Source organism: Halomarina ordinaria, assembly GCF_030553305.1.
Taxonomy (GTDB): Archaea; Halobacteriota; Halobacteria; order Halobacteriales; family Haloarculaceae; genus Halomarina; species Halomarina ordinaria.
Genome location: NZ_JARRAH010000001.1, coordinates 1,591,715 through 1,616,059 on the forward strand (window position 1 = coordinate 1,591,715; position 24,345 = coordinate 1,616,059).

Consider the following 24,345-nt stretch of genomic DNA (forward strand, 5'->3'; position numbering starts at 1 on the left):
CACAGCGTCGTGCTCATCACCGGGTCGGGGCCCGTGCCAGTCCCGACCCGTGCCGACCCGCGCCGGACCGTCGTCGGTCCGGGCGGTCGGACGTTTTTCGTGCCGTCACTTCGACAGTGACTTTCAGGCCCCTCGTGTAGTCGCCCCATGGGAGACGAGCGCCCCGGGAGCGCGGGCGAACACGACCTGCAGGAGCGGTTCGGGACCGAAGCACGCGCCGAGTCCTTCTACGACGACAGCATGCACGAGTCGCTGACCCCCCGGATGCAACGGTTCGTCGGCGAGCGCATCCTCTTCTTCCTCGCGACGGCCGACGCCGACGGCCGGACCGACTGCTCGCCGCGCCTCGGCCCTCGCGGGTTCGTGAACGTGCTCTCGTCGTCCCGCCTCGCGTACCCGGAGTACCGGGGCAACGGCGTCCACGCCTCGCTCGGCAACGTCGAGGAGAACCCCTACGCCTCGCTCACGTTCGTCGACTGGTGGGAGAGCACGGTCGGTCTCCACGTCAACGGGCGGGCGACCCTCCACGACGACATCCCGGAGGCGGTCGACCCCTCGGGGACCGACCGGCGGAAGGTGTGGGTGAGCGTGGAGGTGGAGGAGGCGTACGTCCACTGCGCCAAGCACCTGCCCCGTCTCGGCATCGAGTCGTTCGACCCGCCGTGGGGGACGGACGACGAAGCGGCGAAGAAGACCGGCTTCTTCGACGGGGACGAACTGTAACATTCAAGCGCGACAGCGGCGGAGTCGGGGACGGAACTATGACCGAGCGCGCGTTCGTCCCCGGCCACGTCACCGGCTTCTTCAGTGCCCACCCGAACGACGACCCCCTGGTAGCGGGGTCGCGCGGGGCGGGACTCGCGCTCTCGGACGGCGTCCAGGTCGCCGCGACGCCCGCAGAGGAGACGACGCTCGCGGTCAACGGCGAGCGCGTCGAGATGGCCGCCGTCGCGAACGTCCTCGACGGTTTCGCCGTCGACGCCCGCGTCGAGTGCGAGACGGTACTCCCCGTGAGCGCCGGGTTCGGCGTCTCGGGGGCGTGCGCGCTCGGGACCGCCCTCGCGCTCGACGCGCACGCGCCCGACCACCCCGACCTCACCCCCCGGACCGAGAACGAACTCGTCGCGCTCGCGCACGCCGCCGAAGTCGAAGCCGGCACCGGACTGGGTGACGTGGTCGGACAGGCCCGCGGGGGCGTCCCGCTGCGCCTCGAACCGGGCGCACCGCCCCACGGCCGCCTCGACGGCCTCCCCGCCCGCCCCGAGGTCGAGTACGTCACCTTCGGCGGCCTCGACACCGCCGAGATACTCACCGGCGACACGGCCGCGCTCACCCGCGCGGGGGAGGCGGCCCTCGACCGCCTGCTCGACGACCCGAGCGCGGGGACGTTCATGGCCGCCTCACGGACGTTCGCGCGAGAGGCCGGCCTGCTGACCGACCGGGTGGCGACGACCATCGAGGACGTCCAGGACGCCGGCGGAGAGGCGGCGATGGCGATGCTCGGCCGGACCGTCTTCGCCCTCGGTTCGGGGCTCTCGGACGCGGGCTACGACGCCCGGCGGTGTTCGGTGACGAGCGGCGCGCGGCGCTGACCCCGGAGCGCGGCGCTTTTCACCGCCTCTCGCAAACCCCGCCCATGAGCGACATCGAGGTACCGGAGAGCCACCCGCGCTACCTCTCGCTGTTGACGCGCCACCGCATCGAGGCGGGCGTCGAGAAGGGCATCACGAGCATGCAGGGCCTCATCGCGGAGGGGCGCGGGGAGGCGTTCGACTACCTCCTCGGCGAGCGGACGCTCGACAGCGCCGACGCGGCCGAACGCGCCGCCGCCGCCCACCTCCTGTTGGCGCGCCATCCCGTGATTTCCGTCAACGGGAACGTCGCGGCACTCTGCCCCGGCGAGCTGGTCGAGCTGGCCGAGGCGACGGGGGCGGACCTCGAGGTGAACCTCTTCAACCGGACCGACGAGCGCGTCCGGGCCATCGCCGACCACCTGCGCGAGCACGGCGCCGAGGCCGTGAAGGGACTGACCGCGGACGCACGCATCCCCGGACTCGACCACGAGCGCGCGAAGGTGGACGCCGACGGCATCTACGACGCCGACGTCGTGCTCGTCCCGCTGGAGGACGGCGACCGGGCGGAGGCGCTCGGCGCGATGGGGAAGACGGAACTCGTCGTCGACCTCAACCCCCTCTCGCGGTCGCCACAGGTGGCGGCCGTCCCCATCGTGGACAACGTCCTGCGGGCGATTCCGAACGTGACGGCGCACGCCCGCGACCTCGCGGACGCCGAGCGCGAGGAACTGGCGGCCATCGTCGAGGCGTTCGACCGCGAGGCGGCTCTCGCGGACGCCGAGCGCGCCATCCGGACGGGCGGCGACCGCGCGGACGGAGGGTGAGGGAGCGTCGTCGGAGGTCGGTGATACGCGGCGGGACGTTCGGGCGGTCCTCGCGCTCTTCCTCCCGGTCGGTGCCGACCGGGAGGAACGGTACGCGCGCCGCGAGTCGGTCGAGCGGGTCCGCGAAAAGCGGTGATAGAGTCGGCAGAGGCGTCCTCTGAACGGTCGTCGGTACGGTGACGCGACGGCGCAGGAAACGTGTCCTCGTCGGGTGGCGAGGGTTCAAGTAGCGGAGCGCGACCAGGTCCGCCGTGTCCTGACCGCTCGGCGCGAGGCGTCCCGCGGGAGTACGGCACAGCGCCTCGCGCTCGGCCCCGTGCCGTCTGTCAGCCCTCCCAGTCGGCCTGCACAGCGACGCGTCGCCTCCTCAAAACGCCCCTTCCAGTCGGTCGAACCCCTCCTCGAGGCGCTCCAGCGAGTTGGCGAACGAGAGGCGGAGCGAGCCCTCGCCGGCCTCGCCGAAGCCCGTCCCGGGCGCGAGGACGACGCCGTGGTCGGTGAGCAGTCGCTTCGCGAGCGGGAGGCTCTCCTCGTCGGTGTCGGGTTCGAGGAAGGCGTAGAACGCCCCCTCGGGCATGGGCGCGGAGACCCCGTCGAGCCCCGCGATGCGGTCGACGACGTAGTCGCGGCGCTCGCGGAACGCCTCGTACATCCGCTCGGTCGGTTCCTGCGGCCCGGTGAGCGCCGCGAGCGCGGCGTGCTGGGAGACGCTCGACGTACACGAGGTGGTCGACTCGCGCACCTTCGTCGCCTCGTCGACGACCGACCGGTCGCCGGCGAGCCACCCCACCCGCCAGCCGGTCATGGCGTGTGACTTCGAGCACGACCCCACGGTGAGCACGTGCTCCGGGTGGCCGGTCAGCGCCGCGATGCCCGTCGGGTCGGCGTCGTAGGTGAGCGCGGCGTACACCTCGTCGGCGAGGACGTAGGCGTCGTGGTCGGCCGCCGCCTCGACGACCGCCCGGACGGGGTCGGGGTCGAACACCCGCCCGGTGGGGTTCGACGGCGTACAGAGGACGACCACGTCCGTCGCCGGCCCCATGGCCTCGATGACGCGGTCGGCGTCGAGGTCGAAGGGGTACGCGAGCGGGACTTCCACGGGCGTCGCGTCGGCGAGGCGCGCCTGCGTGAAGTAGTTCGGCCACGCGGGCGAGGGAATCACCACCTCACTGCCCGGGTCGGCGGTACAGAGCATCGCGAGGTGGAGCGCCTCCATCCCGCCGGTCGTGACCATCACCTCGTCGGGGTCGTGGCGGACGTCGTACTCGTCGGCGAGCGTCCGCGCGATGGCCGTCCGGAGTGCCGGCAGGCCGGCGTTGGTGGTGTAACTCGTGTGGCCGGCGCGAGCGGCCGCGCTCGCAGCCTCGGTGACGTGGGTCGGCGTCTCGAAGTCCGGTTCCCCTACTTCCAATCGGACCAGGTCGCGGTCGTCGGTCGCCTCGGCGAGGTCGAACATCAGGCGGATCGGCGAGCGCTCGCACGCACGGACCCGCGCGGTCGGTTGCATGGAGAGCCCTCGGAGCGGGTGGACAAAAGTCACCTGACCGGGGCAGTCCCCGCCCCGTACCGGACGCCACGCCCTGTCGACCGCGACCACGCCACAACACCTAACTACCACAAGCGAATACTACCGAGTGGTATGAGCGAAAGCGAACACACGCCGTTCAGTGCGGCGAGCGAGGCGGACGTGACGCGAGCCATCGGTCAGGAGTGGACCGAGGAGTTCATGGACTTCTCCGACTCCGACGTCATCGTCGTCGGGGGCGGCCCGTCGGGGCTGGTCGCCGCGCGCGAACTCGCCGAACGCGGTGTGAAGACGATGGTCGTCGAGAAGAACAACTACCTCGGGGGCGGCTTCTGGCTCGGCGGGTTCCTGATGAACAAGGTGACGGTGCGCTCGCCGGCCCAGGAGGTCCTCGCCGACCTCGACGTGGACCACCGCCCGGCGCGCGACACCGAGGGACTGTACGTCGCGGACGGGCCGCACGCCTGCAGCGCGCTCATCAAAGCCACCTGCGACGCGGGTGCGAAGGTACAGAACATGACGGAGTTCACCGACATCGTCATCCGCGAGGACCACCGCGTCGGGGGCATCGTGATGAACTGGACGCCGGTCCACGCCCTGCCGCGGGAGCTGACCTGCGTCGACCCCATCGCCGTCGAGGCGGACCTCGTCATCGACGCGACGGGCCACGACGCGATGGCGGTCACCAAACTCGACGAGCGCGGCGTCCTCGACGCGCCGGGCATCCAGGACGCCCGCGAGCGCGGGACCGTCATGGACGGCACCGATGACGGCCAGTACGGCGCGCCCGGTCACGACTCGCCCGGCCACGACTCCATGTGGGTCGGCAAGAGCGAGGACGCCGTCGTCGAGCACACCGGCCTCGCGCACGACGGCCTCGTCGTGACGGGCATGGCCGTCGCCACGACCTACGGCCTCCCGCGGATGGGGCCGACCTTCGGGGCGATGTTGCTCTCGGGCAAGCGCGCCGCACAGGTCGCCCTCGACGAACTCGACGTCGAAGCGGACCCGGTCGAACTCACCTCGCGGGCGCCCGCTGACGACTGACCGCCATGGAGCGCGTCAGCCTCTACCCCGCGCCCACGACCGAGGCCGACGCCGACGCCATCGCCGCGTGGCTCCGCGAGCGAGTCGACGCCGAGGTGTCCGTCCGCGAGCGCTTCCTCGACGGCGCGGACGAGGCGCTCGCCCGCGAGTTCGCCCGGGCGCGGGTGCTGTCGCCGTACGACCGGGCGACGGGTAGCGAGATGCTCGGTGTCGTCCGCTACGAGGAGCGAGCGCTCTCGCACCCCGAGCGGGCGGGCGGCGTCATCTACGACGGGGTGGCAGTCCAGGACGCGCTCAGGGAGCGTCTCCCACCCAAAGAGCGGTCGCTCGACCACGCACACGTCGTCCTGCTCGACCGGGTGCTCGGGACGTGGGGCGCCCACGACGGACGGTGGCACAAGCGCGTGACCGTCCTCGGTCAGCCGGCACTGCTCTCGGTGCCCGGACTGTACGAGGCGCCGGCGAAGCCGGAGGACTACTACCGCGAGCAACAGCGCCACGCCCTCCGGAGTGGTGACGCGCCGCCACGCGAAGTGCTGGAACGCGAGGTCCAGGGGTCGTTCCTCGTCGAGGACGACCCGCGGACGACCGACGCGCTCCGCGGCTACGCGCTGCAGGCCGTCCACTACCTCGAGACGGGGGAGGCGTTCTGCGAGGACGAGCGCTGTCGCCTCCACAACCCCCACCGACAGGAGGGTGTGGTACGGGCACAGCTCCGCGACCCGGCGTTCTGTCCCGTCCACGAGCGACGGTACGGGTGAGAGAAGGGGTGTCGACGCGTGTCGAGCGTGGACTCACTCCTCGGCGGCGAACAGGTCGTCGACCGCGGCCTGCGCCGCGAGCGCCGCGTCGTCGGCGACCTGCTCGGGGTCGGCCGGCTCGGCCGGCGCGTTGAGGTAGACGTCCACCTCGAGGACGCCCTCCTCGAACGTCACCGTGACGTCGAGGTCACGTACCTCGGATTGCTTGTACCGCGAGAAGACGACGCCCTCGGCGGCGTCGCTCGCGGCCTCGACCACCTCCTCGTCGGTCGGCATCGGCTCAGTCGCCGCCCATGCCGGGACCCTGGGGTCCCTGCGGGCCGGACGGGCCGCCGCCGAGCATCTGCTGGAGGTCGCTCTGCAGTTCCTCGAACTGCTGCTGGACGCGCTCTTCCTGCTTGTCGAGCGTCTCGACGCGAATCTCCAGGCTGTCGACCTTGTCCTCGAGGCTCTCGACGGCCTCGTCGTACTCGGTCTTGACGAGCAGTTCGCCGACCTCGCGGTACATCGTCGTGTCCTCGTCGACGTCCTCGAGCTGGTCGAGGGCGGCGCGGGACTCCGAGAGCGTCGTCTCGGCCTGCTGTTTTTGTGCGGCGACCTGCTGTGCGGTCTCCTGGAGACCCTGGAGTTCTTCGATCTTCTCCTGGGCCTCCGGCGGAAGGTTACCCTGCATGGGTCCGTCGAGGGGACGACGACGCAAAAAGGCACGGCATTCGACGCTCCGTGTGTATCGTCCCCGTGGCGGGAGTACCGGGTGTGACAGCCGCGATTCTACGCCGTGTCCTCGGAGGGCTCGCGCGCCCCGTCACGACGCGGTTCCGAGAGGCCCTCCGCGACCTCGACGAGCGTACACCAGGTGTTGAGACCGGCGCGGAGCGCCACGAGGTCGTCGGCGACGACGTCGACCGCGAGCGTCGCACCGTCGCGTCGAACCGTCGCACGGGTGCGGTCGCCCGCTATCTCGCCGACCTCCTGTCGGACGCAGCGCTCGACGAGGCGCGCGCGGTCCGGCGACTCGTACTCGAACTCCAGGAGAACGCGGTGCGGGGCCGACGACGCCACGCCGGCTAGTGGACGTCTATCTCTTTGATGTCGCCGCCGCGCTCCTTCAGCAGGACGCGGTGGCCGCAGTACGGACAGCGGACGCCGCCGTACTCGTCGAGTTCGACGTCGCGCTTGCAGCGAGAACACTTGTAGCTCATGCGGGTAGTAGGGTAGTATCGGGTCGTCGTACTTAGGTTACTCGTCGTCCTCGGAGAGGGCGGCGCGAATCGAGCGTCGGACCGTGCGGCCGCCGGGGGTGACGGGGCGGTAGGCGCCGCCGGCGAACTTCTCGCCGGTCTCCTCGTTGACCCAGATGCCCGTCCCGACGCGCTTGACGGCGTCGCCGTCGACTTTCGAGTTGCGCGTGTCCTCTTCGATCTCGGCGACGCGACGGCGGGCGACGCGGCCGTAGCGCGCGCCGAAGCGACCCGCACTGCCCGTTCGTCCCTTCTTCTTGGCCATGATACGCGTCGGTACCGCCGACAGAGGTATAAATCCGTTGAGTCGCCGGCGGGACGGCCGTCCGGACCGTGACTCGACCCCTCATTCCTGGAGGTCCGCCTCCCGGAGCCACTCGTTCAGGTCGTCGCGGACGCGCTCGCCCGTCTCGCGGTCGTAGGCGGTGGTGACGACGCGGTTCTCCTGGACGCTGGAGCCGTCGCGCAGGAGCATCCGGACGTTGCCGTTCCCGTCGGCGCGGGTCGCCTTCGCCCGGACGCCCGTGCGCGACCCGGAGCCGCCGGCGTCGATGGGACCCGGTATCAGTTTCTTCACGTGCGGGTGGCCGGCGACGGTCTCGACCGCGCGTCGACCGTCACGGCCACCGATGAGCGTGCTGTGGGCGCCGCCGAGTTTCGCCGCGGGCGGCTTCTCGACGGTCTCCAGCGCCGGCTTCCCCCGACGCTCGACGACGGCCGCGACGGGGTCGTCGCCCTCGACGCGGTAGAACGGGAAGTGGACCTGCTCGCGGACGGCGCCCAGCACCTCGCGGTCCCCGGTGGCGTACACCTCCTCGGGGCGCTTTCGGACGAGGTCGTCGGCGACGAGGCCAGCGAAGTTGCGTAACTCGGTCGACTCGCGCTCGCCCTCCTCGGGCGTGGTCGTCACCTCGCGCGTTCCGACGACGTCGTCGTCGAGGAGGGCGGTCATCCGCGCGCGCTCGCGGCCGAGTTCGAGGACGACCGTGTCGGCGTTGCGCGTCCGGCAGACGAGGCAGTAGTCCCCCGGCCGGTCGAGGTCGCTCGCGCACTGCCGACAGCTCATGTCCCCGGACACTCGCGCTGGAGGTATAACTGGCCTGTTCCGCGCTCACCGCATCGACGCCGGGTCGACCTTCAGGAACTCCCGCATGAGGACCGTCGCGTAGGACCCCGACGGGAGCGCGAACGAGAACGTCAGCGGGTCCTCGCGCACGTCGAGGGCCGTCGTCAGCAGTACCGCCCGACGGGTGCCCGTCGAGCCGAACTCCCCCTCGCGGTCGAAGTCGGCGGGGGCGAGGTCCGCGTCGTCGAGGACGGCCCGTTCGATGTCGCCCTGCTCGCCGCCCGCGAGTTCGGTCTCCGTGCCGACGAGCGGCGCGGTGACGAACGCCCGGCCGCGCTCGCAGTGGCGCGTCACCGTCTCGACGCGCTCCTCGGTGACACGCTGGCTGCGGTTCGCGTCCGGTTGTCCCTCCCCGTCGGCGAAACAGACCACGTCGCCTGCGACTGGACAGTGGAAGGGGAGGCCGCGCTCCAGTCGCGCCGAGAGCATCCGGTTGAAGAGGTACGACTGGGCTGCGTTGACGAACAGGCGCTGGATGTTGTTCGGCGCCGTCTCCAGCGCGCCGCGGAAGTCCTCGGGGGCCTCGCCGCCGTTCTCGGTGAGGCGGTGGACCATCGCGCGCTCGTAGCCGAGACGCGTCGGGAGGCGGTCGAGCGCGCCCGCCCAGTCGCGCGTCTCCTCGGCGTAGGTTCGCGCCTCGCGGGTCGACTCCGGTTCGCGCTCGCTGGGGTTGCCGACGTAGGCGAGGACCGCCCCCTCCCAGTCGCCGCGCGCGATGGCGAGTCCGACCTCGTGGGTGACCGGTCGGCGCGTCCCGAAGCGCTGCTGACCGAAGACGTTCGGGACGGCCACCGTCTCCCCGTCACCGAACTCGCGGAGGGCGTCGACGACGGCGGGGACGTTCTCGGGGCGCTCGGGGTCGCGGACGACGACGTCGAACTCGTTGCCCCGGAGGTCGCCGAAGAGGACGGGCCGCCCGGTCCGCCCGAGCACCTCGACGCTCGCGCCGCGCACGTCCGGGAGGTCGGGCGCGTCGAGCCAGCGCACCGAGAACAGTTGCGTGGTGAGCGCGCGTTTGTCCTTCGTGCCGGCCCACGAGAAGCGCTCGCGGCTGACGCCGAGGCGGTCGGCGAGGACGGCGACGTAGTCGTTGGTGTCCCAGTTGCGCAACGTGGCCCGGAAGACGACGTGCGGGTACGCCCCCGGGTCGGCGTCGACCGGCTCGACGTCGACCGCCTCGCGCTCTCTCACCCGGAAGTCCTCCGGCGACTCGCGCAGGCGCCCGCCGACGCCGTCGGCGTCGCTCACGTAGTGGTCGATACCGACCGCGCGCTCGACGGGGTGTGCCGGCCGCATCAGTGCCCGTCCCCCGTCGCCGAGCCCAGGTACATACGCGCCGTTCACGACCCGCGGGTATGTGCTCCCCGGTTCCCGGTTCCGGACGACGGGTGCCGCGAGCGGCCACGCCTGCTGGCTTCGACGGGGCTTTTGGCGCGCGCCCCGAAGTCGCGTCGAATGTCGGACCTGTTTACGCCGCTCACGCTGCGCGAGACGGAGATACCCAACCGCGTCATGGTGTCGCCGATGTGTCAGTACTCCTGCGACGGCGACGGCCTGGCGACCGACTGGCACCACGTCCACCTCGGGTCGCGCGCCGTCGGTGGCGCGGGCATCGTGATGACGGAAGCGGCGGCGGTCGATTCAGTGGGACGCATCTCGCCCCAGGACCTCGGCATCTGGAGCCAGGAGCACGCCGACGCGCTCGCACCCACCGTCGAGTTCGTGCGCGAGCAGGGGTCGGTGCCGGCCATCCAGCTCGCCCACGCCGGGCGCAAGGCCGCGACCCACCGCCCCTTCGCCGACGAGTCGGGGCCGGTCCACGGCACCGAGGGCTGGACGCCCGTCGGCCCCACCGACGTGCCCTACCCCCACGACGACCCCCACGAGGTCGACGCCCTCGACCAGGCGGGTATCGAGGCGGTCATCGAGGACTTCCGGCGCGCGGCCGAACTGTCGCTCGACGCCGGGTTCGAAATCGCCGAAGTCCACGGCGCGCACGGCTACCTGCTCCACGAGTTCTACTCGCCGGTCACGAACACCCGGGAGGACGACTACGGCGGCGACTACGCCGGTCGAACCCGTCTGATTCGGGAGGTGACCGCCGCCGTCCGGGAGGTGTGGCCCGACGACAGGCCCGTCTTCGTCCGCCTCTCGGCGACCGACTGGCTCCCCGACCGCGAGTCGTGGACCGTCGACGACACCGTCCGCCTCTCGGCGGACCTGAAGGAGGTCGGCGCGGACCTCGTCGACGTCAGCGGCGGTGGCATCCACCCCGACCAGCGGATACCGGGGACGGGTGCGCACTACCAGGTGCCGTACGCCGAGCGCGTGCGCTCGGAGGCGGACGTCCGGACCGGCGCCGTCGGGAAGATAACGACGCCCGAGGGGGCCGACGAGGTCGTCAGGAACGGGCGCGCGGACCTCGCCATCCTCGCGCGCGAACACCTCCGCGACCCCTACTTCACGCTCCACGCCGCGAAGGAACTCGACCGGATGGAGGCCGTCACCGTCCCCGGGCAGTACGAGCGCGGTATCTGAGCCTCAGTAGAGCGAGAGGTCGCCGGTGACCGTGTCGACCATCGCCTCGGGCGCCGGGCCGACGGCGAGCGTCGTCACGGTGCCGGGGTCGAGTTGCGTGTGGCCCGCGTCCCGGACGACGGCGTGGGGAAGTCCCTCGCGACGGGCCTGCTCGGCCAGGTCGAACACCTCGCGCTCGCTGCCCGCCTTGAGCACGACCTTCTTCTGCCCGCCGGATTTCCACTGTCGCCGGGCGTCGGGACCCGCCGACTCGTAGGCCTTGAGCGAGGCGTGGGCGACCTGCGCGGCGAGTTTGCCGGTCCCCATGCCGATGTCCGTGCGGGCGACGATGGCCTGTTTCATACCCCAGGCTGGACGAGGCGCGCCAAAGCGCTGACGACTCGTCCAGCGACGGGGAAGACCTATGCTCGCTCGTCGGACACCGGGCCCCATGCTCGGTCCCCTCCGCCGACCGGACAGGTACTTCGAGCGACACGCGCCCGGACTCCGACTCGGGCGGGCGGTCGCCGTCGCGCTCCTCGTCGCGCTCGTCGCGACCGCCACCCTCGGCGTGTTCGGCTACGCCCTCGCCGAGCAAGCCGGCGAGGCGACCGTCACCGTCGACAACGAGAACCGACCGCCCGACTGGGTCTGCGAGCGACACGGCGACGACCCGGACTCACCGCTCGGGACGGACTGTGACGAACCGAGCGAGCGAGAGGTGCGGGCGAGTTCGCTCGTCTGGAACGCCGTCGTCGACCGGCTCCCGGTCGTGTTCTTCACCTCGCTGACCGGGTGGGTCCTGGGCGGCGTCGGGATGCACGTCCTGACCGCGCTCGCCGGCGGCGAGGGGTCGTTCGGCGACTCGCTGGCCGTCGCCGGGTGGGCGCAGGCCACGACGCTCCCGCAGTTCGTCCTGCTCGGCGCCGTGTTCGTGACGTTCGCGGGGAGCGTCGACGTCACCGCGGGCGAGGCGGCCCTGGAGTCGCAGGTCGCGGGGTTCCGGAGCGACCTCCGGCACCCGGTGGTACTGCTCGGGGCCGCGCTCACCACAGCGTGGCAGGGGTGGGTCTACTACCACGGGATGTCCCACGCGCGGAACGTCGACAGGGACGCGGCGGCGCTCATCGCCGTCTGTTGCGGGGTGCTCGCGTTCGTCGGGAGCGTCCTGTGAGTCGGGACGTCCCCGGCCCTCGGCGTAACGAGGAAGGTTTAGGACCCTCTCGGCGCGTGGATTCGGTATGATACTCTCCGACGCGGACATCCTCCGGCGACTGGAGGCCGGCGACCTCGTGGTCGAACCGCTCGACGACGTCGACCTCCAGGTCCAGCCGGCGAGCGTCGACGTGCGACTCGGCCGGCAGTTCCTCGAGTTCCAGCGCGCGAACATCCCGTGTATCCACCCGAACCGCGAGACGGAGGTCGACGACTACGTCTCGGAGACCTACGTCGAGGACGGCGAGGAGTTCATCCTCCACCCCGGCGACTTCGTGCTCGGGACGACCCACGAGCGCGTCGAGATACCGCCCGACCTCGTCGCGCAGGTCGAGGGGCGCTCCTCGCTCGGCCGACTCGCGGTCGTGGTCCACGCCACCGCCGGCTTCGTCGACCCCGGCTACCGCGGCCAGATAACGCTCGAACTCTCCAACCTCGGCACCGCGCCCGTCGCGCTCACGCCGGGGATGCGCGTCTCGCAACTGGTGTTCACCGAACTGACCTCGCGCGCCGAGCGCCCCTACGGGAGCGACCGGGGGTCGAAGTATCAGGACCAGGCGGGTCCGCAGGCCTCGCGCATCCGCGGCGACGTCGAGTTCGGGGGCGAACAGTGAGGTTCATCGAGGAGGTGGTCGTCGACGAGTTCCTCCCGACGTTCCGCTCGATGCTCGCCGAGGACCTCCGCGAGCGCGGATTGACCCAGAACGAGGTCGCCACCCTGCTCGGCATCAGCCAGAGCGCCGTCTCGAAGTACGCCCACGGCGACGTCGACCGCTCCGCGGCGGTCCTGAACGACGAGCGCGTCCGTGACCTCGTCGCCCACCTCGGGGAGGGCCTCGCGGCCGGCGAGACGAGTCGCGTCCAGGCGCTCGTCGAGGCGGAGGTGCTCATCCGCCAGTTGGAGCGGGGCGACCTGCTCGCGACGCTCCACGAGGAGGCGATGCCCGAACTCGCCGACTACGACGGCGACTTCGCCGTCCACGACGCCGACAGCGGGCTTCGCGAGGCGGAGCGCGCGCTCGCGTCCGTCCGGCGCGGCCTGCGTATCCTCTCGAACACGAGCGGGTTCGCCGCGCTCATCCCCGCCGTCGGGTCGAACCTCGTCGAGTGCCTCCCCGACGCGGCCGACATCGACGACGTGGTGGCCGTCCCCGGGCGCATCCTCGACGTGAAGGGTCGGGCGACCGTGCCGGGCGACCCGGAGTTCGGCGTCAGCGAACACGTCGCGGGCATCCTGCTCGCCGCGCGCGACGCCGGCAGCGAGGCCCGCGCCGCGCTGAACGTCCGCTACAGCCCCGACCTCGTCGCCCGGGCGGAGGACCGGGGACTCGGCACGCGGGAGTTCGACGCCGAGGGCGACGTGGCGTCGGCCATCGCGGAGGCCCTGTCCGAGGGGGCGCAGGTCGACGTGCTCTACCAGACCGGCGGGTTCGGCATCGAACCCGTCGCGTACGTCCTCGCGACCGACGCGGCGACGGCCGCCGAGCGCGTCCGCGACCTGCGCGACGGGGAGCGACCGTGAGCGTCCGGGCCTTCTACGGCCGCTACGCCGACCTCTACGACGCCATCGCCACGGCACCGGGGGTCGCGCGCTGGCGAGAGCGCGCGGCCGACGCCCTCTCGCTCGCGCCGGGCGACACCGTCGTCGAGATGGGCTGTGGCACCGGCGCGAACCTCCCGCACCTCCGCGAGCGGGTGGGGTCGGAGGGACGGGTCGTCGGCGTCGACCTCACCCGGCCGCTGCTCGACCGCGCCCGCGAGCGCACGGCCCGGTGGGAGAACGTCGCCGTCGTCGAGGCCGACGCGACCCGGCCGCCCGTCGCGCGCGCCGACGCCGTCCTCGCGTCGTTCGTCGTCGGCATGCTCCCCGACCCCGGCGCGGCGGTCGACGACTGGTGCGACCTCGCCGCGGGTCGGGTCGCCCTGCTCGACGCGACGAGCAGTACGCACCCACTCGGCCGACTGCTCACCCCGGCCTTCGGCGCGTTCGTCGGTGCCGGCGCGCCCGCCGACTCGCCCGTCGACTCGTTCCGACAGGCCGTCGAACGGGGCGAGGACGCCCCGAACCGGCGACTCGACCGTCGGGTGGGCGCGGCCCGCGACGCACTCGTCTCGCGGACCGTCGACAGGCGCTACGAGGAACACGCCCTCGGGTTCGTCGGCGTTCTGAGCGGACGTGTGGAGTGAATACGCACGACCCCGCGGCGACGCTCGTTCCGGAACCTCTCGGGATACCGTTCGATGAACCGTCGGTAGCCGAGACCCCGGCGCCCCGACGCGAGCAGTCGCGCCGCGAGCGAACGGAGCGAGCGAGCGGGTCGAGGCGCGACCGCAGGGAGCGCCGCGGGCTTTTCGTCCTCTCAGAACCGCTACGCGGTTCTGGGTGCCTGTGAGACGCGTCGCGTCTCACACTGCAGCGTTTGCCAGCGGGCGGCTTCGCCACCCGCACAGCAAAAGGTGGTGGTTCAGAAGAACTTGAACAGGTCGTCGCGTTTGGCGTCGTGGAGGTGCGTGCGGACCGCCTCGGTGAGCGGGTCGATGCTCCCGCGTTTCGCGGTGATGGGGGCGATGGTGTCCTGCCACTGTTGCCACGGCGGGAGGAGGCCGAGGCGTTCACAGAGGGCGTTCAGGCGCTCGTCGCGGTCGTCGACCTTGTCCATCTTGTTCACCGCCACGACCGCCGGGATGCCGAGTTCCTCGAGGAAGTGGAACAGTTCGACGTCGTGGGGTAGCTCGTCGCGGGCGCTGTGGCGGTCGATGATGTCGACGACGCTCTTGCCGTCGACGACGAGGACGCCCACGAGGATGTCGTCTGCATATTCCTCTAGATAGTGGACGATGTCGGTCTTGATCTGCTCCCTGCGCTCCTCGGGGACGCCCTCCATGAACCCGAAGCCGGGGAGGTCGGTGAGGACGAAGCTCTCGGGCGCCCAGTCGTAGTGGTTCGGCGCCCGCGTGACGCCCGGCTTGCCGCCCGTCGAGAACGTGTGTCCCGTCAGCTCCCGCATGAGCGTCGACTTCCCGACGTTCGACCGCCCGAGGAGCACCACCTCCGCGTCCCGGTCCGGCCGCGACTCGAACATACCCCTGCTACCCGAGCGGCGGGGAAAAGCGCGCCGGAGTGATTCGGACGCCCGGCCGACCGTCTCGGGGGTCGTATCGTCCCGGAACCGGCAGAAAAGTGTTATGTCCTCGTACAGCCCACAGGATAGTGTCATGGACTTACACACCCGCGCAATCGTCTACGGGTTCCTCACGACCGTCGTTCTCGCGCTGCTCAGCGGCGCGGTCATCCCGTTCACGGACGTGAACCTGCCGGTCGTCGGGACCGGCCTGACGGCCATCGTCGGCGGGTTCGTCGCCGGCTACGTCGCCGGGGGGCGGGTCGGAAACGGCGCCGTCAACGGAGGTGTCGCGACCGTCATCGGCGCGTTCGTCGCGCTCGTCCTGCTGAGCCTGTTCGGCCTCCTCGCCGGCGGCCTCCTCGGCGTGGGCATCTTCGTCGCGGGGGTCGTCTACCTCGCGCTCGCCGCCATCCCGGGTGCCCTCGGCGGCGCCGTCGGCGCGTGGGCGAAGGGTCGCTCCGAGCGTCGGATGACCGGCCGGCCCGCGACCTGAACCCGGTCCTGTGGAGTTTTTGTGGCCGCCCGCCGAGCCACGGGCATGGAGAAGACCGACGCGCGCGACGCGGTCTGGACGCGCTTCGAGGAGGGCGACTTCGCCCGCTTCCCGTTCCCCCCGCGCGGGCGCATCCCGAACTTCGTGGGCGCCGAGCGCGCCGCCGGGCGTCTGTTCGAGACGCCCGAGTGGGAACGCGCCGCGGTGCTGAAGGCGAACCCGGACTCCCCCCAGCGCCCCGTCAGGAAGCGCGCGCTCGAAGCCGGGAAGACGGTGTACATGGCGGTCCCCCGCCTCCGCGAGGAGGAGTGTTTCGTCGAACTCGACCCCGCCCGCATCGACGACCCCCACCGCGCCTCGACCATCTCGGGGTCGGAAGAACTGGGCGTGCAGGTCGGCCCGGACGCCCTCCCCGAGATAGACCTCGTCGTCGCCGGGAGCGTCGCCGTCACGGAGGACGGGGTACGCGTCGGGAAGGGCGAGGGGTACAGCGACCTCGAGTACGCCGTCCTGCGCGAACTCGGCGCCGTCGACGACGACACGCCGCTGGCGACGACGGTCCACGACGAGCAGGTGCTCGCGGCCGACCTCACCCCCGACGCCCACGACGTCCCCCTCGACCTCGTCGCGACGCCGGAGCGCGTCCTCCGTCCGGCACGAGGGTCGAAGCCGTCGGGTATCGACTGGGGCCTGCTGTCCGAGGACCGAGTCGCGGAGATTCCCGTCCTTCGGCGGCTCAGCGAGTGAGAGACGACGGCGCGATACTAGAGTATTTGACCGTCCCGGGTGACGTTCCGGCGTGCGACTCGTACAGGTTGCGGTGCCGGCGGCGAAACGCGACACGGTGCTGAAGGCGCTCGACGACGAGGGCGTCGACTACGTCGTGAGCGACGAGAGCAGCGGCCGCGAGTACGACGCCGTCGTCTCCTTTCCCGCCCCGGCGAACGCGGTCGAAGACCTCCTGGCCCGGTTGCGTGGCGTCGGTGTCGACGAGCACGGCTACACCGTCGTCACCGACGCGACGACGGTCATCTCGGCGCGCTTCGACGCGCTGGAGGACGAGTACGACGGGAACGAGGAGGCGGAGGACCGTATCGCCCGCGAGGAACTCGTCGCCCGCGCGAAGAGCCTCGCGAGCACGTTCCCGACGTACGTCACGCTGACCATCATCAGCGCCATCATCGCCACGGCGGGGCTGCTCCTCGACTCGGCGGCCACCGTCGTCGGGAGCATGGTCATCGCGCCGCTCATCGGGCCGGCGATGGCCGCCTGCGTCGGCACCGTCGTCGACGACCGAGAACTCTGGGTCCGAGGGGTCCGTCTCCAGTTCATCGGTATCGTGCTGTCCATCCTCGCGGCCGCCCTCTTCGCGTGGCTCGTCCAGGTGACGAACCTCGTCCCGCCGGGGCTCGACCCGACGACGATACCGCAGGTCCAGGAGCGCATCGCACCGGACTTCCTCTCGCTGACGGTCGCCCTCGGCGCGGGCGTCGCGGGCGCGCTGAGCCTCCGGACGGGTGTCTCGACGGCACTCGTCGGCGTCATGATCGCCGTCGCGCTCATCCCGCCGGCGGCGACGGTCGGCATCGGCATCGCGTTCGGCCTGCCGGCCGTCGCGCTCACTTCGGCCGTCCTCGTCCTCGTCAACGTCCTCTCCATCAACCTCGCGGCGCTGATCGTCCTCTGGTACTCCGGCTACCGCCCCGAGCAGTTCTTCCAGCGCGAGGAGGCGCGCAGCGACACGCTCACCCGCGTCGGCGGACTCGTCGTCGCCATCGTCGTCCTCTCGGTGTTCCTCGGCGGTGTCACCTACGACAGCTACCGGGTGGCGGAGACCGAGGAGACCATCCGGGGGGAGGTCGACGCGGCTATCGACGAGACCGATGGTCGGGTCGTCCTCCTCGACGTGTCGATGGAGACCGAACGCCAGCGGCTGCTGTTCACCGGCGTCGAGCGCGTGGTCGTCACCGTCGGCGCACCACCCGGCGACCGGCCGACCGACCTCGCCGCCCGCATCGACTCGCGCATCCGGGCGGCGACCGGCACCGACGTCGACGTCGAGGTGCGGTACGTCGAGGTCACCCGGCAGAACGTCGCCGTCCCCGCGTGAGCCCCGCGGGCGTGTCCGAGACGCGCGGCTGACGGCCCCGGCTCACCATCGGACGACACAGGGCGGTTTATGCCGCTCGGGTGAATCGACTCCGTACGAGATGGTATCGAGACGGTGGCCGGGACGCCCGACCGGGAGTCCGTCGCTCGCGCGGTCGCCGCGTGCGACGCGGACGGCGGGCCGGTAGTCACATGCGGTCCGTTCGAGCGATACTCCCGGCAGGAACCCGCGCCGACGTCGAGCGAGCGCTCGCGGACCTCGACCTCGGTCCAGACGGGTCGTACGCGGTCGTCGGGGCGGCCGACGGGGAGGCCGACGTGCTGCTGGTCACCGTCGAGACCGAGACCGTCGAGACGCTGCTCGGCGCGCTTCGCGACGCCGGCGTCGACGACGGCGGGACGGTCGCCGTGAACGAGGCGTCGGTCGTCCTCCCCGCCCCCGACGAGGGGAGCGACGACGAGGGGTCGCCGGCGGAGGGTGACGGCGAGAACGACGAGGACGACGGGGAAGCGACCGGCGGCACCGTCTCGCGTGAGGAACTCCAGGCGGCGATGCGCGAGGAACTCCGCGACCCGGTCGAGTACGCCCAGTTCACCGTACTGAGCGCGGTGCTCGCCTGCTCGGGACTCGTCCTCGACAGCCCGACGGTCATCACCGGGAGCATGGTCGTCGCGCCGCTGCTCGGCCCCGCCATCGCCTCCAGCGTCGGGAGCGTCGTCGGCGACGACGACCTCGTCCGGACGGGGCTCCTCGCGCAGGTCGGCGGCATCGCGCTGGCGGTCGCGAGCGCGACGGCGTTCGCCCTGCTGGTTCGGCTGCTCGTCCTCCCGACGCTCCCGTTCGGGGAACTCCACCAGGTGGTCGAGTTCTCAGAACCGGTCGTGTTCACGCTCGTCATCGCGCTGGTCGCGGGCGTCGGGGCCGCGCTCTCGCTCACCTCGGACGTGAGCACCGCGCTCGTCGGCGTCGCGGTGGCGACGGCCGTCGTCCCGCCCGCCGCGGCCATCGGTATCGGGGCCGCCTACTGGCGACCACCGGTCCTGGCGGGCGCGGCCGTCCTCCTGCTCGTCAACGTCCTCTCGATAAACCTGACGAGCCTGCTGACGCTCTGGGCACGGGGGTACCTGCCCGACGGGCTCTTCGAGCGACGCCGGGTGCGGACCGTCTCCGCCCGACGGACGCTGGCGCTGGCGCTCAGTGTCCTCGTCGTCTCCGCCGCCGTGGGGTACGTCACGGTAAACTACCGGGCGAACGCGACGTTCGCCGGCGAGGTGGACGACACCGTCGCCGAGAGCGAGGTCGAGGCCACCGCCATCACGGTCGAGTACGAGGCGGGGTTGCTCACGCGAGCGCCGGCCACCGTGGTCGTCCACGCGGCCGTCGCCCCCGACGGCGCGGCCGAGCGACTCGCGACGCGGCTCGAGTCGGAGACGGGGCGGTCGGTGTCGGTCGTCGTCTACGAGGCGAGCGGCCGAGCGGGCGAGGTGGACGTCGACACAGACGCGGAACCGAGCGCGGGCGTGAGCGCGCCTCAGCCCTCGAAGGGGAGTTCGAGTTCGTAGTCGACGGCCTCGACGGCCGCGTCGAGGAGGGCCTCGACGCCCTCCTCCTCGGTGACGCTGAGGTAGACGTCGGCGTCGATGTCGCGCGCGCGGTCGGCCTTCGTACAGACCGTGAGGACGGGGATGTCCGCGAACCGTTCCACCAGTTCGTCCCGCAGGGCGAGTTGCGTCTCGACGGGGTAGCCGCACTCCGCGCTCGCGTCGACGAACACGAGGATGCAGTCGGCGAGGTGTTCGAGCGCGCTCACGGCCTGGCGCTCGATGCCGTTTCGCTCCGCCTGCGGGCGGTCGAGGAGGCCGGGCGTGTCGATGAGCTGGTAGCGGATGCGGTCGCGCTCGACGTGGCCGACGCGCACCTGCGTCGTCGTGAACGGGTAGGAGGCCACCTCGTTCCGGGCGTTCGTCACGTGGTTGACGAACGTGGACTTGCCGACGTTCGGGTAGCCAGCGATGACGACCGCCGGTTCGTCGGGGCGGATGTCCGGCAGCGTCTTCAGCGTGTCGCGGGCCTCGCCGAGCGCCAGCAGGTCGTCCTCGACCTCGCGGGTGACGTCGGCGAGGCGGGCGAACGCCTGCTTCCGGTGCTTGCGTGCGAGGTCGGCGTCGACGCCGCGGAGTTTCGACTGGTACTCGTCGCGGATGTGGCCGGCCTGTCGCCCCGCCCACATCACCTCCGAGAGGTGGGTGCGCAGGCCGTCGACACCGGCCGGCGTGTCGCCCGACGCCGGGATGACGGCGTCCGCGAGGTCGCGGTAGAACGGGTCGACGGCGTCGAAGTCGGGCCACGACGTCACCACGTTCTGGAGGTTGTCCGAGAGGACGTTGCCCGCAGTCTGGAGCATCGACTGCTGGGCCTCCGCGCCGGACTTCGCGCGGCCCGCCCGCGCCGCCCGCGAGAACGCCTTGTCGATGAGTTCCTCCGCCCGCGGAACGGTGGGGAGGTCTTCGTAGGTCATACCCCCCGTACCGCCCGCGAGTGCAAAAGCGCGTTCCTTGGCCCACGGCGAGCCAGCGAGCCACTCACACGCTCGCCAGCAGGCCTTTACCCCACCTCGGCCTACACCGGCCATGGTCAACTGGCGTGCCGTCCTCATCGGGTTCGGCATCGAACTGGTCCTCGGTATCGTCGGCTTCGCGGTCCCAATCCTCGGGCACCTCACCGCCGCCATCGTCGGTGGGTTCGCCGCGGGCTACATCGCGCGCGGCGGCGTGGGCAACGGCGCCTGGCACGGCCTGCTCGCCGGCGCGTTCGGCGGGCTCGTCATCGCCCTCGTGGTCGGCATCGGCGGCAGCGCGCTGCTCGCCGTCTTCGGCGGGCCGGGCGGCCTCCTCGGCGGCCTCGGCATCACCGCCGTCGCGGTCGTCCTCTGGTTCGTGCTCTCGATTCCCTCCGCGGTCGGCGGCGCCCTCGGCGCGGCGCTCGCCTGAACCCTCCCACGGTTTTTACTCCCCGGCGCGCGTCCCGTCAGTCATGACGGAGCGAGACGCGGCCGACTTGTTGCCGAACGACCGGGTGCGACAGCTGGCGCTGGACGGCGACGTGACCCAGATACACCGCGGCAACCAGTACGCCGAGCCGGGCGACACCTTCGAGGTGGAGGGGACGACGTTCGAGGTGACGGCGGTCGACCACCGCACCCTCGGCGACCTCACCGACGAGGACGCGCGAGCGGAGGGGTCGGCGGACCTCGCGGCCTACCGAGAGCGCATGGAGCGCGTCCACCACGGCGGCTTCGAGTGGGACGACGAGGCGGCGGTCGTCCGCCACCGCTTCCAGGCGCAGTCCTGACGCTCAGCGCCGCGAGCGCAGTTCCGCGAGGAGGTCGTCGACGTCCATCCCCTTCATCGAGAGCAGGACGAGCAGGTGGTAGACGAGGTCGGCGCTCTCGTGGGCGAGTTCCTCGCGGTCGTCGTCCTTCGCGGCGAGGAGTAGTTCGGTCGTCTCCTCCCCCAGCTTCTCGAGGACGGCGTTCTCGCCCTTCTCGTGGGTGAACAGTGAGGTCGTGTAGGAGTCCTCGGGGAGCGTCGCCTTGCGGTCCTCGATGACGTCGAACAGCTCGCGGAGGACATCGTCGCTCACTGAGCCACCTCGCGGATGTCGTCGAGTTCGGCGAACCGCTCCTCGGGTTCGCGCCCAGCCTCGAACACCCCTTCGTCGATACTGATGGGGCAGTTCGTCCGCGCGGCGAGCGACAGCGCGTCGCTCGGCCGGGCGTCGACGACGACGTCCTCGCGCGGGGTGTTCAGGTGGAGGTCCGCGACGTACGTCTCGTCGCTGACCGACGAGACGGCGACGCGGTCCACGCGGCCGCCGAGTTCCTCGACCACGTCGAGCAGCAGGTCGTGGGTGAGCGGGCGGCCGATGTCGACGGCGTCCTGCCCGCGGGCGATGCTCGCGGCCTCCTCGAACCCGATGACGATGGGGAGGACGTCGGTGGTACCCTCCACCCCGAGCAGGACCATCGGCGCGGGACCATCGGTCGTGCCGGCGACGCGGACCGCTTCGATAGACGCGTTCATACACCGCGAGACGGGGGGGCTCGCAAAAAGGGACGCGTTCTGCTCGCTCTCGCGTCGGCGCGCTAGCGCGCCGGGAGCGCGTCGAAGAAGGCCAGTCGGTGGAGCCGCGAGTCGGGCGTCAGTTCGGGGTGGAAGGAGGTGGCGACGACCGGGCCCTCGCGCACCGCGACAGGGCGGCCCTCCCACTCGGCGAGCACCTCCACGCCCTCGCCGACGGCGTCGATGAGCGGCGCGCGGATGAACACGGCCGGGAAGGGGTCGTCGAGGCCGGTCACGTCGAGGGGGGCCTCGAAGCTGTCGACCTGGCGGCCGAAGGCGTTGCGGTCGACGGTGACGTCGAGCAGGTCGAGCGGGTGCACCCGGTCGTCCTTCGCGTCGGTGCTGGCGACGATGAGGCCCGCACAGGTCGCGAGCAGGGGTTTGCCGGCCGCGACGTGGTCGCGTATCTCCTCGTCGATGCCCGCCGAGGCGAGGAGCCGCGAGATGGTCGTCGACTCCCCGCCCGGCATGAGCAGGACGTCGCACTCGGGGACCACTCCGGCGGTTCGTACCTCGCGCACCTCGGCCGTCTCGTCGTGGGCGGCGGCCGCCCGGCGGATGGCCTCGGCGTGCTCCGAGACGTCGCCCTGGACGGCGACGACGCCGGCGATGAGTGTCATTGGAACCGGTAGGCCCGTCGGAGGCAAAAGGCGTGCGTTCCGCGGGGAGGGCAGACGGCCGTCGTTCGGGCGTTCGGCCGGTCGACAGGCCGGCAGTCGGTACCGAGTCGGTCGAGAGCGGGAGCTACGGAACGTTGCGAACGTCGTGGACGGGTGGTGCGTCGTGGACCGGGGTGTCGTGGTGCCGGTCAGACGACGCCGAGGACCATGACGAGCAACCCGAAGAGGGCGCCGAAGGCGATGACGGTCTTGGGGTCTATCTGTGGTGCGTTGCGGTCCTCGGAGTCGAAGTAGCGGACGAGACCCGCACTCGACATCAACCCGCCGGAGTTCTGGCCGCGACTCATGCTCGCCACTCACAGGTGAGAGGGGGTAACTTTTTCGCCTGTACGGGGCCCGCGAAAGCAGTGGAAACCCTTATTTCCGAGAGCAGGTTAGCCGTAGTGGACCGATGACTGTCACGCTCAAGGATTTCTACGCTGACTGGTGTGGCCCGTGTAAGACCCAGGACCCCATCCTCGAGGACATCGAGGACGACTGGGGCGACCGCTTCGCGGTCGAGAAGGTGAACGTCGACGAGGAGCAGGACGTCGCCAACGAGTACCAGGTACGCTCGCTCCCGACGCTCATCATCGAGAACGACGACGGCGTCGTCGAGCGGTTCGTCGGTGTCACCCAGCGAGAGGACATCGAGGACGCCCTCGAACAGGCCGGCGCATAGCCACCTTCTATCCACGAGTGGGGTGGCGAAGCCGCCCCACAGGGTAAAAACTGAGCCAAAAGGATTCCTTCTTCACGTCGCTCCGCTGGACTCGCTACGCTCGTCCAGCGTGCTCTCGCTCACCTCCGGCTCGCGAGAACTCCGCTTCGTTCAGTCGTCACCCCACTCGTTCGCTGGCGCTCACTCGCGGTACGACAGAACTAGCGACTACGTGGGCACTATCGACCCTGTTTCTGGTCCCCTAAATGAATACGGGGGCGTCCGCGCCGCTTCGCGGCGCGGTTCACCGCGAGACGGGCCGTGCCCGACTCGCGGCCCTTTTTAGCGTAGCTTTTTGCAAGTGGGGGTCGCGTAGCGACCCCCCGCAGTAAAAAAGGTACTATTGGAACCGAACGCCCAGGTCGTGCAGTCCGTCGTTGTTCGCGGCGACGTTGATGAGCAGCGCCGTCACCGACTCCACCTCGCTCGCGTTGGCGAGGCCGCCGGCGTCGAGCGCGCGCAGGCCCGCTATCTCCTCGGCGAGCAGCGAGACGATGTCCTTCGCGTCGGGGTCGTCGCCGAAGACGAGGGTATCCCACTCGACGTCTGCGTCGAGGTCGGCCAGGCGGCCGGCCGCGAGGTTGTGGAACGCCCCGACCAGCGGGACGCCCTCGGGGACGGCGTCGGCACAGAGGGCGGCGACGCTCCCCGCACCCGGGGGGTTGTAGTGGAGCCCGGCGTCGTCGCGCTTCATCCCGACGGCGGGCGTGACGACGACGGTGTCCTCGTCGAGGCGGTCGGCGATGGCCTCGACGGTGTCGACGAGGTGGTACGCCGGGACGGCGAGGACGACCACGTCGGCGCGGTCGGCGGCCATCTCGTTGGCGAAGCCCTTCACCTCGGCGTCGACGCCGCGGCTGTCGAGTTCCGTCTCGTACTCCTCGGCCTTCCCGCGGGCGCGTTCGGGGTCGCGCGAGCCGACCAGTATCTCGTGGGAGGTGTGGTACGCCCAGCGCAGCGCCAGCGCCTCGCCGATGTCGCCGGTGCCGCCACAGAGTGCGATTCGCATACCCGAGACTCGGCCGACTGGCGATTAAGCGTTGTGCGACGCGGTCACTCGCCCCGGAAGAGCACCCCGACGCGTCTCCACCCGCCGTAGTAGGCGACGCCGAGGCCGGGGAGGAGCGTGACGGAGAGGACGAGGAGTTGCGCGAGCGGGTCGGGCGGCGTCAGCGTCGACGCGAGGACCATCGCGAGCGTGGCCGCGCCGAGGGCGGTCCGGCCGAGCGACCCCGTCCGCCGCCGGCGGACGGCGGAGAGGAGCGGGAAGGGCATCGTCTTCGAGA

At 71.3% G+C, this 24,345-nt stretch carries 34 protein-coding genes; 17 read left to right on the plus strand and 17 right to left on the minus strand.

What is annotated here, in order from left to right:
• Positions 1-147 precede the first annotated feature (147 nt).
• From P1Y20_RS08610 to P1Y20_RS08620, 3 genes are read left to right on the plus strand one after another with little or no spacing between them, the layout of a single operon-like run.
• On the plus strand, positions 148-723 hold the full coding sequence (locus P1Y20_RS08610) for a pyridoxamine 5'-phosphate oxidase family protein (protein WP_304448254.1): 576 nt from the start codon (positions 148-150) through the stop codon (positions 721-723).
• A gap of 38 nt (positions 724-761) precedes the next feature.
• A complete protein-coding gene (locus P1Y20_RS08615; RefSeq protein ID WP_304448255.1) occupies positions 762-1,592 on the plus strand; it encodes a pantoate kinase in 831 nt (276 codons plus the stop codon).
• 44 nt (positions 1,593-1,636) lie between these two features.
• Positions 1,637-2,398 (plus strand): 4-phosphopantoate--beta-alanine ligase, encoded by a 762-nt coding sequence (locus tag P1Y20_RS08620; RefSeq protein ID WP_304448256.1) that lies wholly within the window; start codon positions 1,637-1,639, stop codon positions 2,396-2,398.
• A gap of 367 nt (positions 2,399-2,765) precedes the next feature.
• On the opposite strand, the gene P1Y20_RS08625 is transcribed toward P1Y20_RS08620, so the two are convergent.
• A complete protein-coding gene (locus P1Y20_RS08625) occupies positions 2,766-3,905 on the minus strand; it encodes a pyridoxal phosphate-dependent aminotransferase (protein ID WP_304448257.1) in 1,140 nt (379 codons plus the stop codon).
• Positions 3,906-4,037: 132 nt separating this feature from the next.
• Here P1Y20_RS08625 and P1Y20_RS08630 point away from each other — a divergent pair, with 132 nt between their 5' ends.
• Together P1Y20_RS08630 and P1Y20_RS08635 are read left to right on the plus strand one after the other, a co-directional pair.
• Positions 4,038-4,970 carry a sulfide-dependent adenosine diphosphate thiazole synthase gene (locus P1Y20_RS08630; RefSeq protein ID WP_304448258.1) on the plus strand — a complete coding sequence of 311 codons (933 nt, stop codon included), beginning with the start codon at positions 4,038-4,040 and terminating at the stop codon, positions 4,968-4,970.
• 5 nt (positions 4,971-4,975) lie between these two features.
• Positions 4,976-5,731 (plus strand): DUF7001 family protein, encoded by a 756-nt coding sequence (locus P1Y20_RS08635; RefSeq protein WP_304448259.1) that lies wholly within the window; start codon positions 4,976-4,978, stop codon positions 5,729-5,731.
• A gap of 33 nt (positions 5,732-5,764) precedes the next feature.
• Here the strand turns inward: P1Y20_RS08635 and P1Y20_RS08640 are convergent, their stop codons facing one another.
• From P1Y20_RS08640 to truD, 7 genes are all read right to left on the minus strand, one after another.
• On the minus strand, positions 5,765-6,007 hold the full coding sequence (locus P1Y20_RS08640) for a DUF3194 domain-containing protein (protein WP_304448260.1): 243 nt from the start codon (positions 6,005-6,007) through the stop codon (positions 5,765-5,767).
• 4 nt (positions 6,008-6,011) lie between these two features.
• Positions 6,012-6,404 carry a prefoldin subunit beta gene (locus P1Y20_RS08645; RefSeq protein ID WP_304448261.1) on the minus strand — a complete coding sequence of 131 codons (393 nt, stop codon included), beginning with the start codon at positions 6,402-6,404 and terminating at the stop codon, positions 6,012-6,014.
• Between the two features lie 98 nt (positions 6,405-6,502).
• Complete coding sequence (locus P1Y20_RS08650; RefSeq protein ID WP_304448262.1) at positions 6,503-6,793, minus strand: KEOPS complex subunit Pcc1; 291 nt, start codon at positions 6,791-6,793, stop codon at positions 6,503-6,505.
• Positions 6,794-6,798: 5 nt separating this feature from the next.
• The gene (locus P1Y20_RS08655; RefSeq protein WP_304448263.1) at positions 6,799-6,933 is read right to left on the minus strand and encodes a DNA-directed RNA polymerase subunit P; all 135 of its coding nucleotides are present in this window, start codon (positions 6,931-6,933) and stop codon (positions 6,799-6,801) included.
• Between the two features lie 37 nt (positions 6,934-6,970).
• Positions 6,971-7,237, minus strand: coding sequence for a 50S ribosomal protein L37ae (locus P1Y20_RS08660; RefSeq protein ID WP_304448264.1), 267 nt, complete (start codon positions 7,235-7,237; stop codon positions 6,971-6,973).
• 81 nt (positions 7,238-7,318) lie between these two features.
• Complete coding sequence (locus P1Y20_RS08665) at positions 7,319-8,038, minus strand: DUF2103 domain-containing protein (protein ID WP_304448265.1); 720 nt, start codon at positions 8,036-8,038, stop codon at positions 7,319-7,321.
• Between the two features lie 45 nt (positions 8,039-8,083).
• Entirely contained in the window at positions 8,084-9,394 is a 1,311-nt protein-coding gene (truD, locus tag P1Y20_RS08670; protein WP_304448266.1) for a tRNA pseudouridine(13) synthase TruD, read from the minus strand.
• A 159-nt stretch (positions 9,395-9,553) separates the two neighbouring features.
• On the opposite strand from truD, the gene P1Y20_RS08675 reads away from it, so the two are divergent.
• Positions 9,554-10,636 (plus strand): NADH:flavin oxidoreductase/NADH oxidase, encoded by a 1,083-nt coding sequence (locus P1Y20_RS08675; RefSeq protein WP_304448267.1) that lies wholly within the window; start codon positions 9,554-9,556, stop codon positions 10,634-10,636.
• A gap of 3 nt (positions 10,637-10,639) precedes the next feature.
• On the opposite strand, the gene pth2 is transcribed toward P1Y20_RS08675, so the two are convergent.
• On the minus strand, positions 10,640-10,978 hold the full coding sequence (gene pth2 / locus P1Y20_RS08680) for a peptidyl-tRNA hydrolase Pth2 (protein ID WP_304448268.1): 339 nt from the start codon (positions 10,976-10,978) through the stop codon (positions 10,640-10,642).
• A gap of 88 nt (positions 10,979-11,066) precedes the next feature.
• On the opposite strand from pth2, the gene P1Y20_RS08685 reads away from it, so the two are divergent.
• The 4 genes from P1Y20_RS08685 (at position 11,067) to P1Y20_RS08700 (ending at position 14,017) form a co-directional block, all read left to right on the plus strand.
• Complete coding sequence (locus tag P1Y20_RS08685; RefSeq protein ID WP_304448269.1) at positions 11,067-11,789, plus strand: Yip1 family protein; 723 nt, start codon at positions 11,067-11,069, stop codon at positions 11,787-11,789.
• Positions 11,790-11,856: 67 nt separating this feature from the next.
• Positions 11,857-12,444: a dCTP deaminase gene (gene dcd / locus P1Y20_RS08690; RefSeq protein ID WP_304448270.1), complete on the plus strand. Its 588-nt coding sequence runs from the start codon at positions 11,857-11,859 to the stop codon at positions 12,442-12,444.
• Entirely contained in the window at positions 12,441-13,352 is a 912-nt protein-coding gene (locus tag P1Y20_RS08695) for a thiamine-phosphate synthase family protein (RefSeq protein ID WP_304448271.1), read from the plus strand. Before dcd ends, P1Y20_RS08695 begins: the two co-directional genes overlap by 4 nt.
• Positions 13,349-14,017, plus strand: a complete 669-nt coding sequence (locus P1Y20_RS08700; protein WP_304448272.1) for a class I SAM-dependent methyltransferase — start codon at positions 13,349-13,351, stop codon at positions 14,015-14,017. The genes P1Y20_RS08695 and P1Y20_RS08700 overlap by 4 nt, the downstream gene beginning before the upstream one ends.
• Positions 14,018-14,295: 278 nt before the next feature.
• On the opposite strand, the gene engB is transcribed toward P1Y20_RS08700, so the two are convergent.
• Entirely contained in the window at positions 14,296-14,913 is a 618-nt protein-coding gene (engB, locus tag P1Y20_RS08705; protein ID WP_304448273.1) for a GTP-binding protein EngB, read from the minus strand.
• A 133-nt stretch (positions 14,914-15,046) separates the two neighbouring features.
• Here engB and P1Y20_RS08710 point away from each other — a divergent pair, with 133 nt between their 5' ends.
• The 4 genes from P1Y20_RS08710 (at position 15,047) to P1Y20_RS08725 (ending at position 19,120) form a co-directional block, all read left to right on the plus strand.
• On the plus strand, positions 15,047-15,448 hold the full coding sequence (locus tag P1Y20_RS08710) for a DUF5518 domain-containing protein (RefSeq protein ID WP_304448274.1): 402 nt from the start codon (positions 15,047-15,049) through the stop codon (positions 15,446-15,448).
• A gap of 45 nt (positions 15,449-15,493) precedes the next feature.
• On the plus strand, positions 15,494-16,195 hold the full coding sequence (locus tag P1Y20_RS08715) for a 5-formyltetrahydrofolate cyclo-ligase (protein ID WP_304448275.1): 702 nt from the start codon (positions 15,494-15,496) through the stop codon (positions 16,193-16,195).
• Positions 16,196-16,247: 52 nt separating this feature from the next.
• On the plus strand, positions 16,248-17,558 hold the full coding sequence (locus P1Y20_RS08720) for a TIGR00341 family protein (RefSeq protein ID WP_304448276.1): 1,311 nt from the start codon (positions 16,248-16,250) through the stop codon (positions 17,556-17,558).
• Positions 17,559-17,749: 191 nt separating this feature from the next.
• Entirely contained in the window at positions 17,750-19,120 is a 1,371-nt protein-coding gene (locus P1Y20_RS08725) for a TIGR00341 family protein (protein WP_304448277.1), read from the plus strand.
• Here P1Y20_RS08725 and P1Y20_RS08730 read toward each other — a convergent pair.
• On the minus strand, positions 19,090-20,076 hold the full coding sequence (locus P1Y20_RS08730) for an NOG1 family protein (protein ID WP_304448278.1): 987 nt from the start codon (positions 20,074-20,076) through the stop codon (positions 19,090-19,092). The two genes, P1Y20_RS08725 and P1Y20_RS08730, sit on opposite strands and share 31 nt — an antisense overlap.
• 112 nt (positions 20,077-20,188) lie before the next feature.
• Here P1Y20_RS08730 and P1Y20_RS08735 point away from each other — a divergent pair, with 112 nt between their 5' ends.
• Positions 20,189-20,548, plus strand: a complete 360-nt coding sequence (locus tag P1Y20_RS08735) for a DUF5518 domain-containing protein (RefSeq protein ID WP_304448279.1) — start codon at positions 20,189-20,191, stop codon at positions 20,546-20,548.
• A 43-nt stretch (positions 20,549-20,591) separates the two neighbouring features.
• Positions 20,592-20,909 carry an ASCH domain-containing protein gene (locus P1Y20_RS08740; protein WP_304448280.1) on the plus strand — a complete coding sequence of 106 codons (318 nt, stop codon included), beginning with the start codon at positions 20,592-20,594 and terminating at the stop codon, positions 20,907-20,909.
• A gap of 3 nt (positions 20,910-20,912) precedes the next feature.
• Here the strand turns inward: P1Y20_RS08740 and hisE are convergent, their stop codons facing one another.
• From hisE to P1Y20_RS08760, 4 genes are all read right to left on the minus strand, one after another.
• A complete protein-coding gene (hisE, locus tag P1Y20_RS08745; RefSeq protein ID WP_304448281.1) occupies positions 20,913-21,200 on the minus strand; it encodes a phosphoribosyl-ATP diphosphatase in 288 nt (95 codons plus the stop codon).
• Positions 21,197-21,640 carry a bifunctional nuclease family protein gene (locus P1Y20_RS08750; protein WP_304448282.1) on the minus strand — a complete coding sequence of 148 codons (444 nt, stop codon included), beginning with the start codon at positions 21,638-21,640 and terminating at the stop codon, positions 21,197-21,199. Before P1Y20_RS08750 ends, hisE begins: the two co-directional genes overlap by 4 nt.
• Positions 21,641-21,702: 62 nt before the next feature.
• Entirely contained in the window at positions 21,703-22,299 is a 597-nt protein-coding gene (gene pdxT / locus P1Y20_RS08755) for a pyridoxal 5'-phosphate synthase glutaminase subunit PdxT (RefSeq protein WP_304448283.1), read from the minus strand.
• Positions 22,300-22,487: 188 nt separating this feature from the next.
• The gene (locus tag P1Y20_RS08760; protein WP_304448284.1) at positions 22,488-22,646 is read right to left on the minus strand and encodes a preprotein translocase subunit Sec61beta; all 159 of its coding nucleotides are present in this window, start codon (positions 22,644-22,646) and stop codon (positions 22,488-22,490) included.
• Between the two features lie 38 nt (positions 22,647-22,684).
• On the opposite strand from P1Y20_RS08760, the gene P1Y20_RS08765 reads away from it, so the two are divergent.
• Positions 22,685-23,020, plus strand: a complete 336-nt coding sequence (locus tag P1Y20_RS08765) for a thioredoxin family protein (RefSeq protein ID WP_304449478.1) — start codon at positions 22,685-22,687, stop codon at positions 23,018-23,020.
• 379 nt (positions 23,021-23,399) lie between these two features.
• Here P1Y20_RS08765 and npdG read toward each other — a convergent pair whose 3' ends face one another.
• Both npdG and P1Y20_RS08775 read right to left on the minus strand, forming a co-directional pair.
• Positions 23,400-24,068: an NADPH-dependent F420 reductase gene (gene npdG / locus P1Y20_RS08770; RefSeq protein ID WP_304448285.1), complete on the minus strand. Its 669-nt coding sequence runs from the start codon at positions 24,066-24,068 to the stop codon at positions 23,400-23,402.
• A 44-nt stretch (positions 24,069-24,112) separates the two neighbouring features.
• Positions 24,113-24,334, minus strand: a complete 222-nt coding sequence (locus tag P1Y20_RS08775) for a hypothetical protein (RefSeq protein ID WP_304448286.1) — start codon at positions 24,332-24,334, stop codon at positions 24,113-24,115.
• Between the last annotated feature and the right edge of the window lie 11 nt (positions 24,335-24,345).

What these genes read in the sequence shown, in the direction of transcription:
- P1Y20_RS08610 (WP_304448254.1), top strand. Translation starts at nt 148, where the DNA reads ATGGGAGACGAGCGCCCCGGGAGCGCGGGCGAACACGACCTGCAGGAG.
- P1Y20_RS08615 (WP_304448255.1), top strand. Translation starts at nt 762, where the DNA reads ATGACCGAGCGCGCGTTCGTCCCCGGCCACGTCACCGGCTTCTTCAGT.
- P1Y20_RS08620 (WP_304448256.1), top strand. Translation starts at nt 1,637, where the DNA reads ATGAGCGACATCGAGGTACCGGAGAGCCACCCGCGCTACCTCTCGCTG.
- P1Y20_RS08625 (WP_304448257.1), bottom strand. Translation starts at nt 3,905, where the DNA reads ATGCAACCGACCGCGCGGGTCCGTGCGTGCGAGCGCTCGCCGATCCGC.
- P1Y20_RS08630 (WP_304448258.1), top strand. Translation starts at nt 4,038, where the DNA reads ATGAGCGAAAGCGAACACACGCCGTTCAGTGCGGCGAGCGAGGCGGAC.
- P1Y20_RS08635 (WP_304448259.1), top strand. Translation starts at nt 4,976, where the DNA reads ATGGAGCGCGTCAGCCTCTACCCCGCGCCCACGACCGAGGCCGACGCC.
- P1Y20_RS08640 (WP_304448260.1), bottom strand. Translation starts at nt 6,007, where the DNA reads ATGCCGACCGACGAGGAGGTGGTCGAGGCCGCGAGCGACGCCGCCGAG.
- P1Y20_RS08645 (WP_304448261.1), bottom strand. Translation starts at nt 6,404, where the DNA reads ATGCAGGGTAACCTTCCGCCGGAGGCCCAGGAGAAGATCGAAGAACTC.
- P1Y20_RS08655 (WP_304448263.1), bottom strand. Translation starts at nt 6,933, where the DNA reads ATGAGCTACAAGTGTTCTCGCTGCAAGCGCGACGTCGAACTCGACGAG.
- P1Y20_RS08660 (WP_304448264.1), bottom strand. Translation starts at nt 7,237, where the DNA reads ATGGCCAAGAAGAAGGGACGAACGGGCAGTGCGGGTCGCTTCGGCGCG.
- P1Y20_RS08665 (WP_304448265.1), bottom strand. Translation starts at nt 8,038, where the DNA reads ATGAGCTGTCGGCAGTGCGCGAGCGACCTCGACCGGCCGGGGGACTAC.
- truD (WP_304448266.1), bottom strand. Translation starts at nt 9,394, where the DNA reads ATGCGGCCGGCACACCCCGTCGAGCGCGCGGTCGGTATCGACCACTAC.
- P1Y20_RS08675 (WP_304448267.1), top strand. Translation starts at nt 9,554, where the DNA reads ATGTCGGACCTGTTTACGCCGCTCACGCTGCGCGAGACGGAGATACCC.
- pth2 (WP_304448268.1), bottom strand. Translation starts at nt 10,978, where the DNA reads ATGAAACAGGCCATCGTCGCCCGCACGGACATCGGCATGGGGACCGGC.
- P1Y20_RS08685 (WP_304448269.1), top strand. Translation starts at nt 11,067, where the DNA reads ATGCTCGGTCCCCTCCGCCGACCGGACAGGTACTTCGAGCGACACGCG.
- dcd (WP_304448270.1), top strand. Translation starts at nt 11,857, where the DNA reads ATGATACTCTCCGACGCGGACATCCTCCGGCGACTGGAGGCCGGCGAC.
- engB (WP_304448273.1), bottom strand. Translation starts at nt 14,913, where the DNA reads ATGTTCGAGTCGCGGCCGGACCGGGACGCGGAGGTGGTGCTCCTCGGG.
- P1Y20_RS08710 (WP_304448274.1), top strand. Translation starts at nt 15,047, where the DNA reads ATGGACTTACACACCCGCGCAATCGTCTACGGGTTCCTCACGACCGTC.
- P1Y20_RS08715 (WP_304448275.1), top strand. Translation starts at nt 15,494, where the DNA reads ATGGAGAAGACCGACGCGCGCGACGCGGTCTGGACGCGCTTCGAGGAG.
- P1Y20_RS08725 (WP_304448277.1), top strand. Translation starts at nt 17,750, where the DNA reads ATGCGGTCCGTTCGAGCGATACTCCCGGCAGGAACCCGCGCCGACGTC.
- P1Y20_RS08730 (WP_304448278.1), bottom strand. Translation starts at nt 20,076, where the DNA reads ATGACCTACGAAGACCTCCCCACCGTTCCGCGGGCGGAGGAACTCATC.
- P1Y20_RS08735 (WP_304448279.1), top strand. Translation starts at nt 20,189, where the DNA reads ATGGTCAACTGGCGTGCCGTCCTCATCGGGTTCGGCATCGAACTGGTC.
- P1Y20_RS08740 (WP_304448280.1), top strand. Translation starts at nt 20,592, where the DNA reads ATGACGGAGCGAGACGCGGCCGACTTGTTGCCGAACGACCGGGTGCGA.
- P1Y20_RS08750 (WP_304448282.1), bottom strand. Translation starts at nt 21,640, where the DNA reads ATGAACGCGTCTATCGAAGCGGTCCGCGTCGCCGGCACGACCGATGGT.
- pdxT (WP_304448283.1), bottom strand. Translation starts at nt 22,299, where the DNA reads ATGACACTCATCGCCGGCGTCGTCGCCGTCCAGGGCGACGTCTCGGAG.
- P1Y20_RS08760 (WP_304448284.1), bottom strand. Translation starts at nt 22,646, where the DNA reads ATGAGTCGCGGCCAGAACTCCGGCGGGTTGATGTCGAGTGCGGGTCTC.
- npdG (WP_304448285.1), bottom strand. Translation starts at nt 24,068, where the DNA reads ATGCGAATCGCACTCTGTGGCGGCACCGGCGACATCGGCGAGGCGCTG.
- P1Y20_RS08775 (WP_304448286.1), bottom strand. Translation starts at nt 24,334, where the DNA reads ATGCCCTTCCCGCTCCTCTCCGCCGTCCGCCGGCGGCGGACGGGGTCG.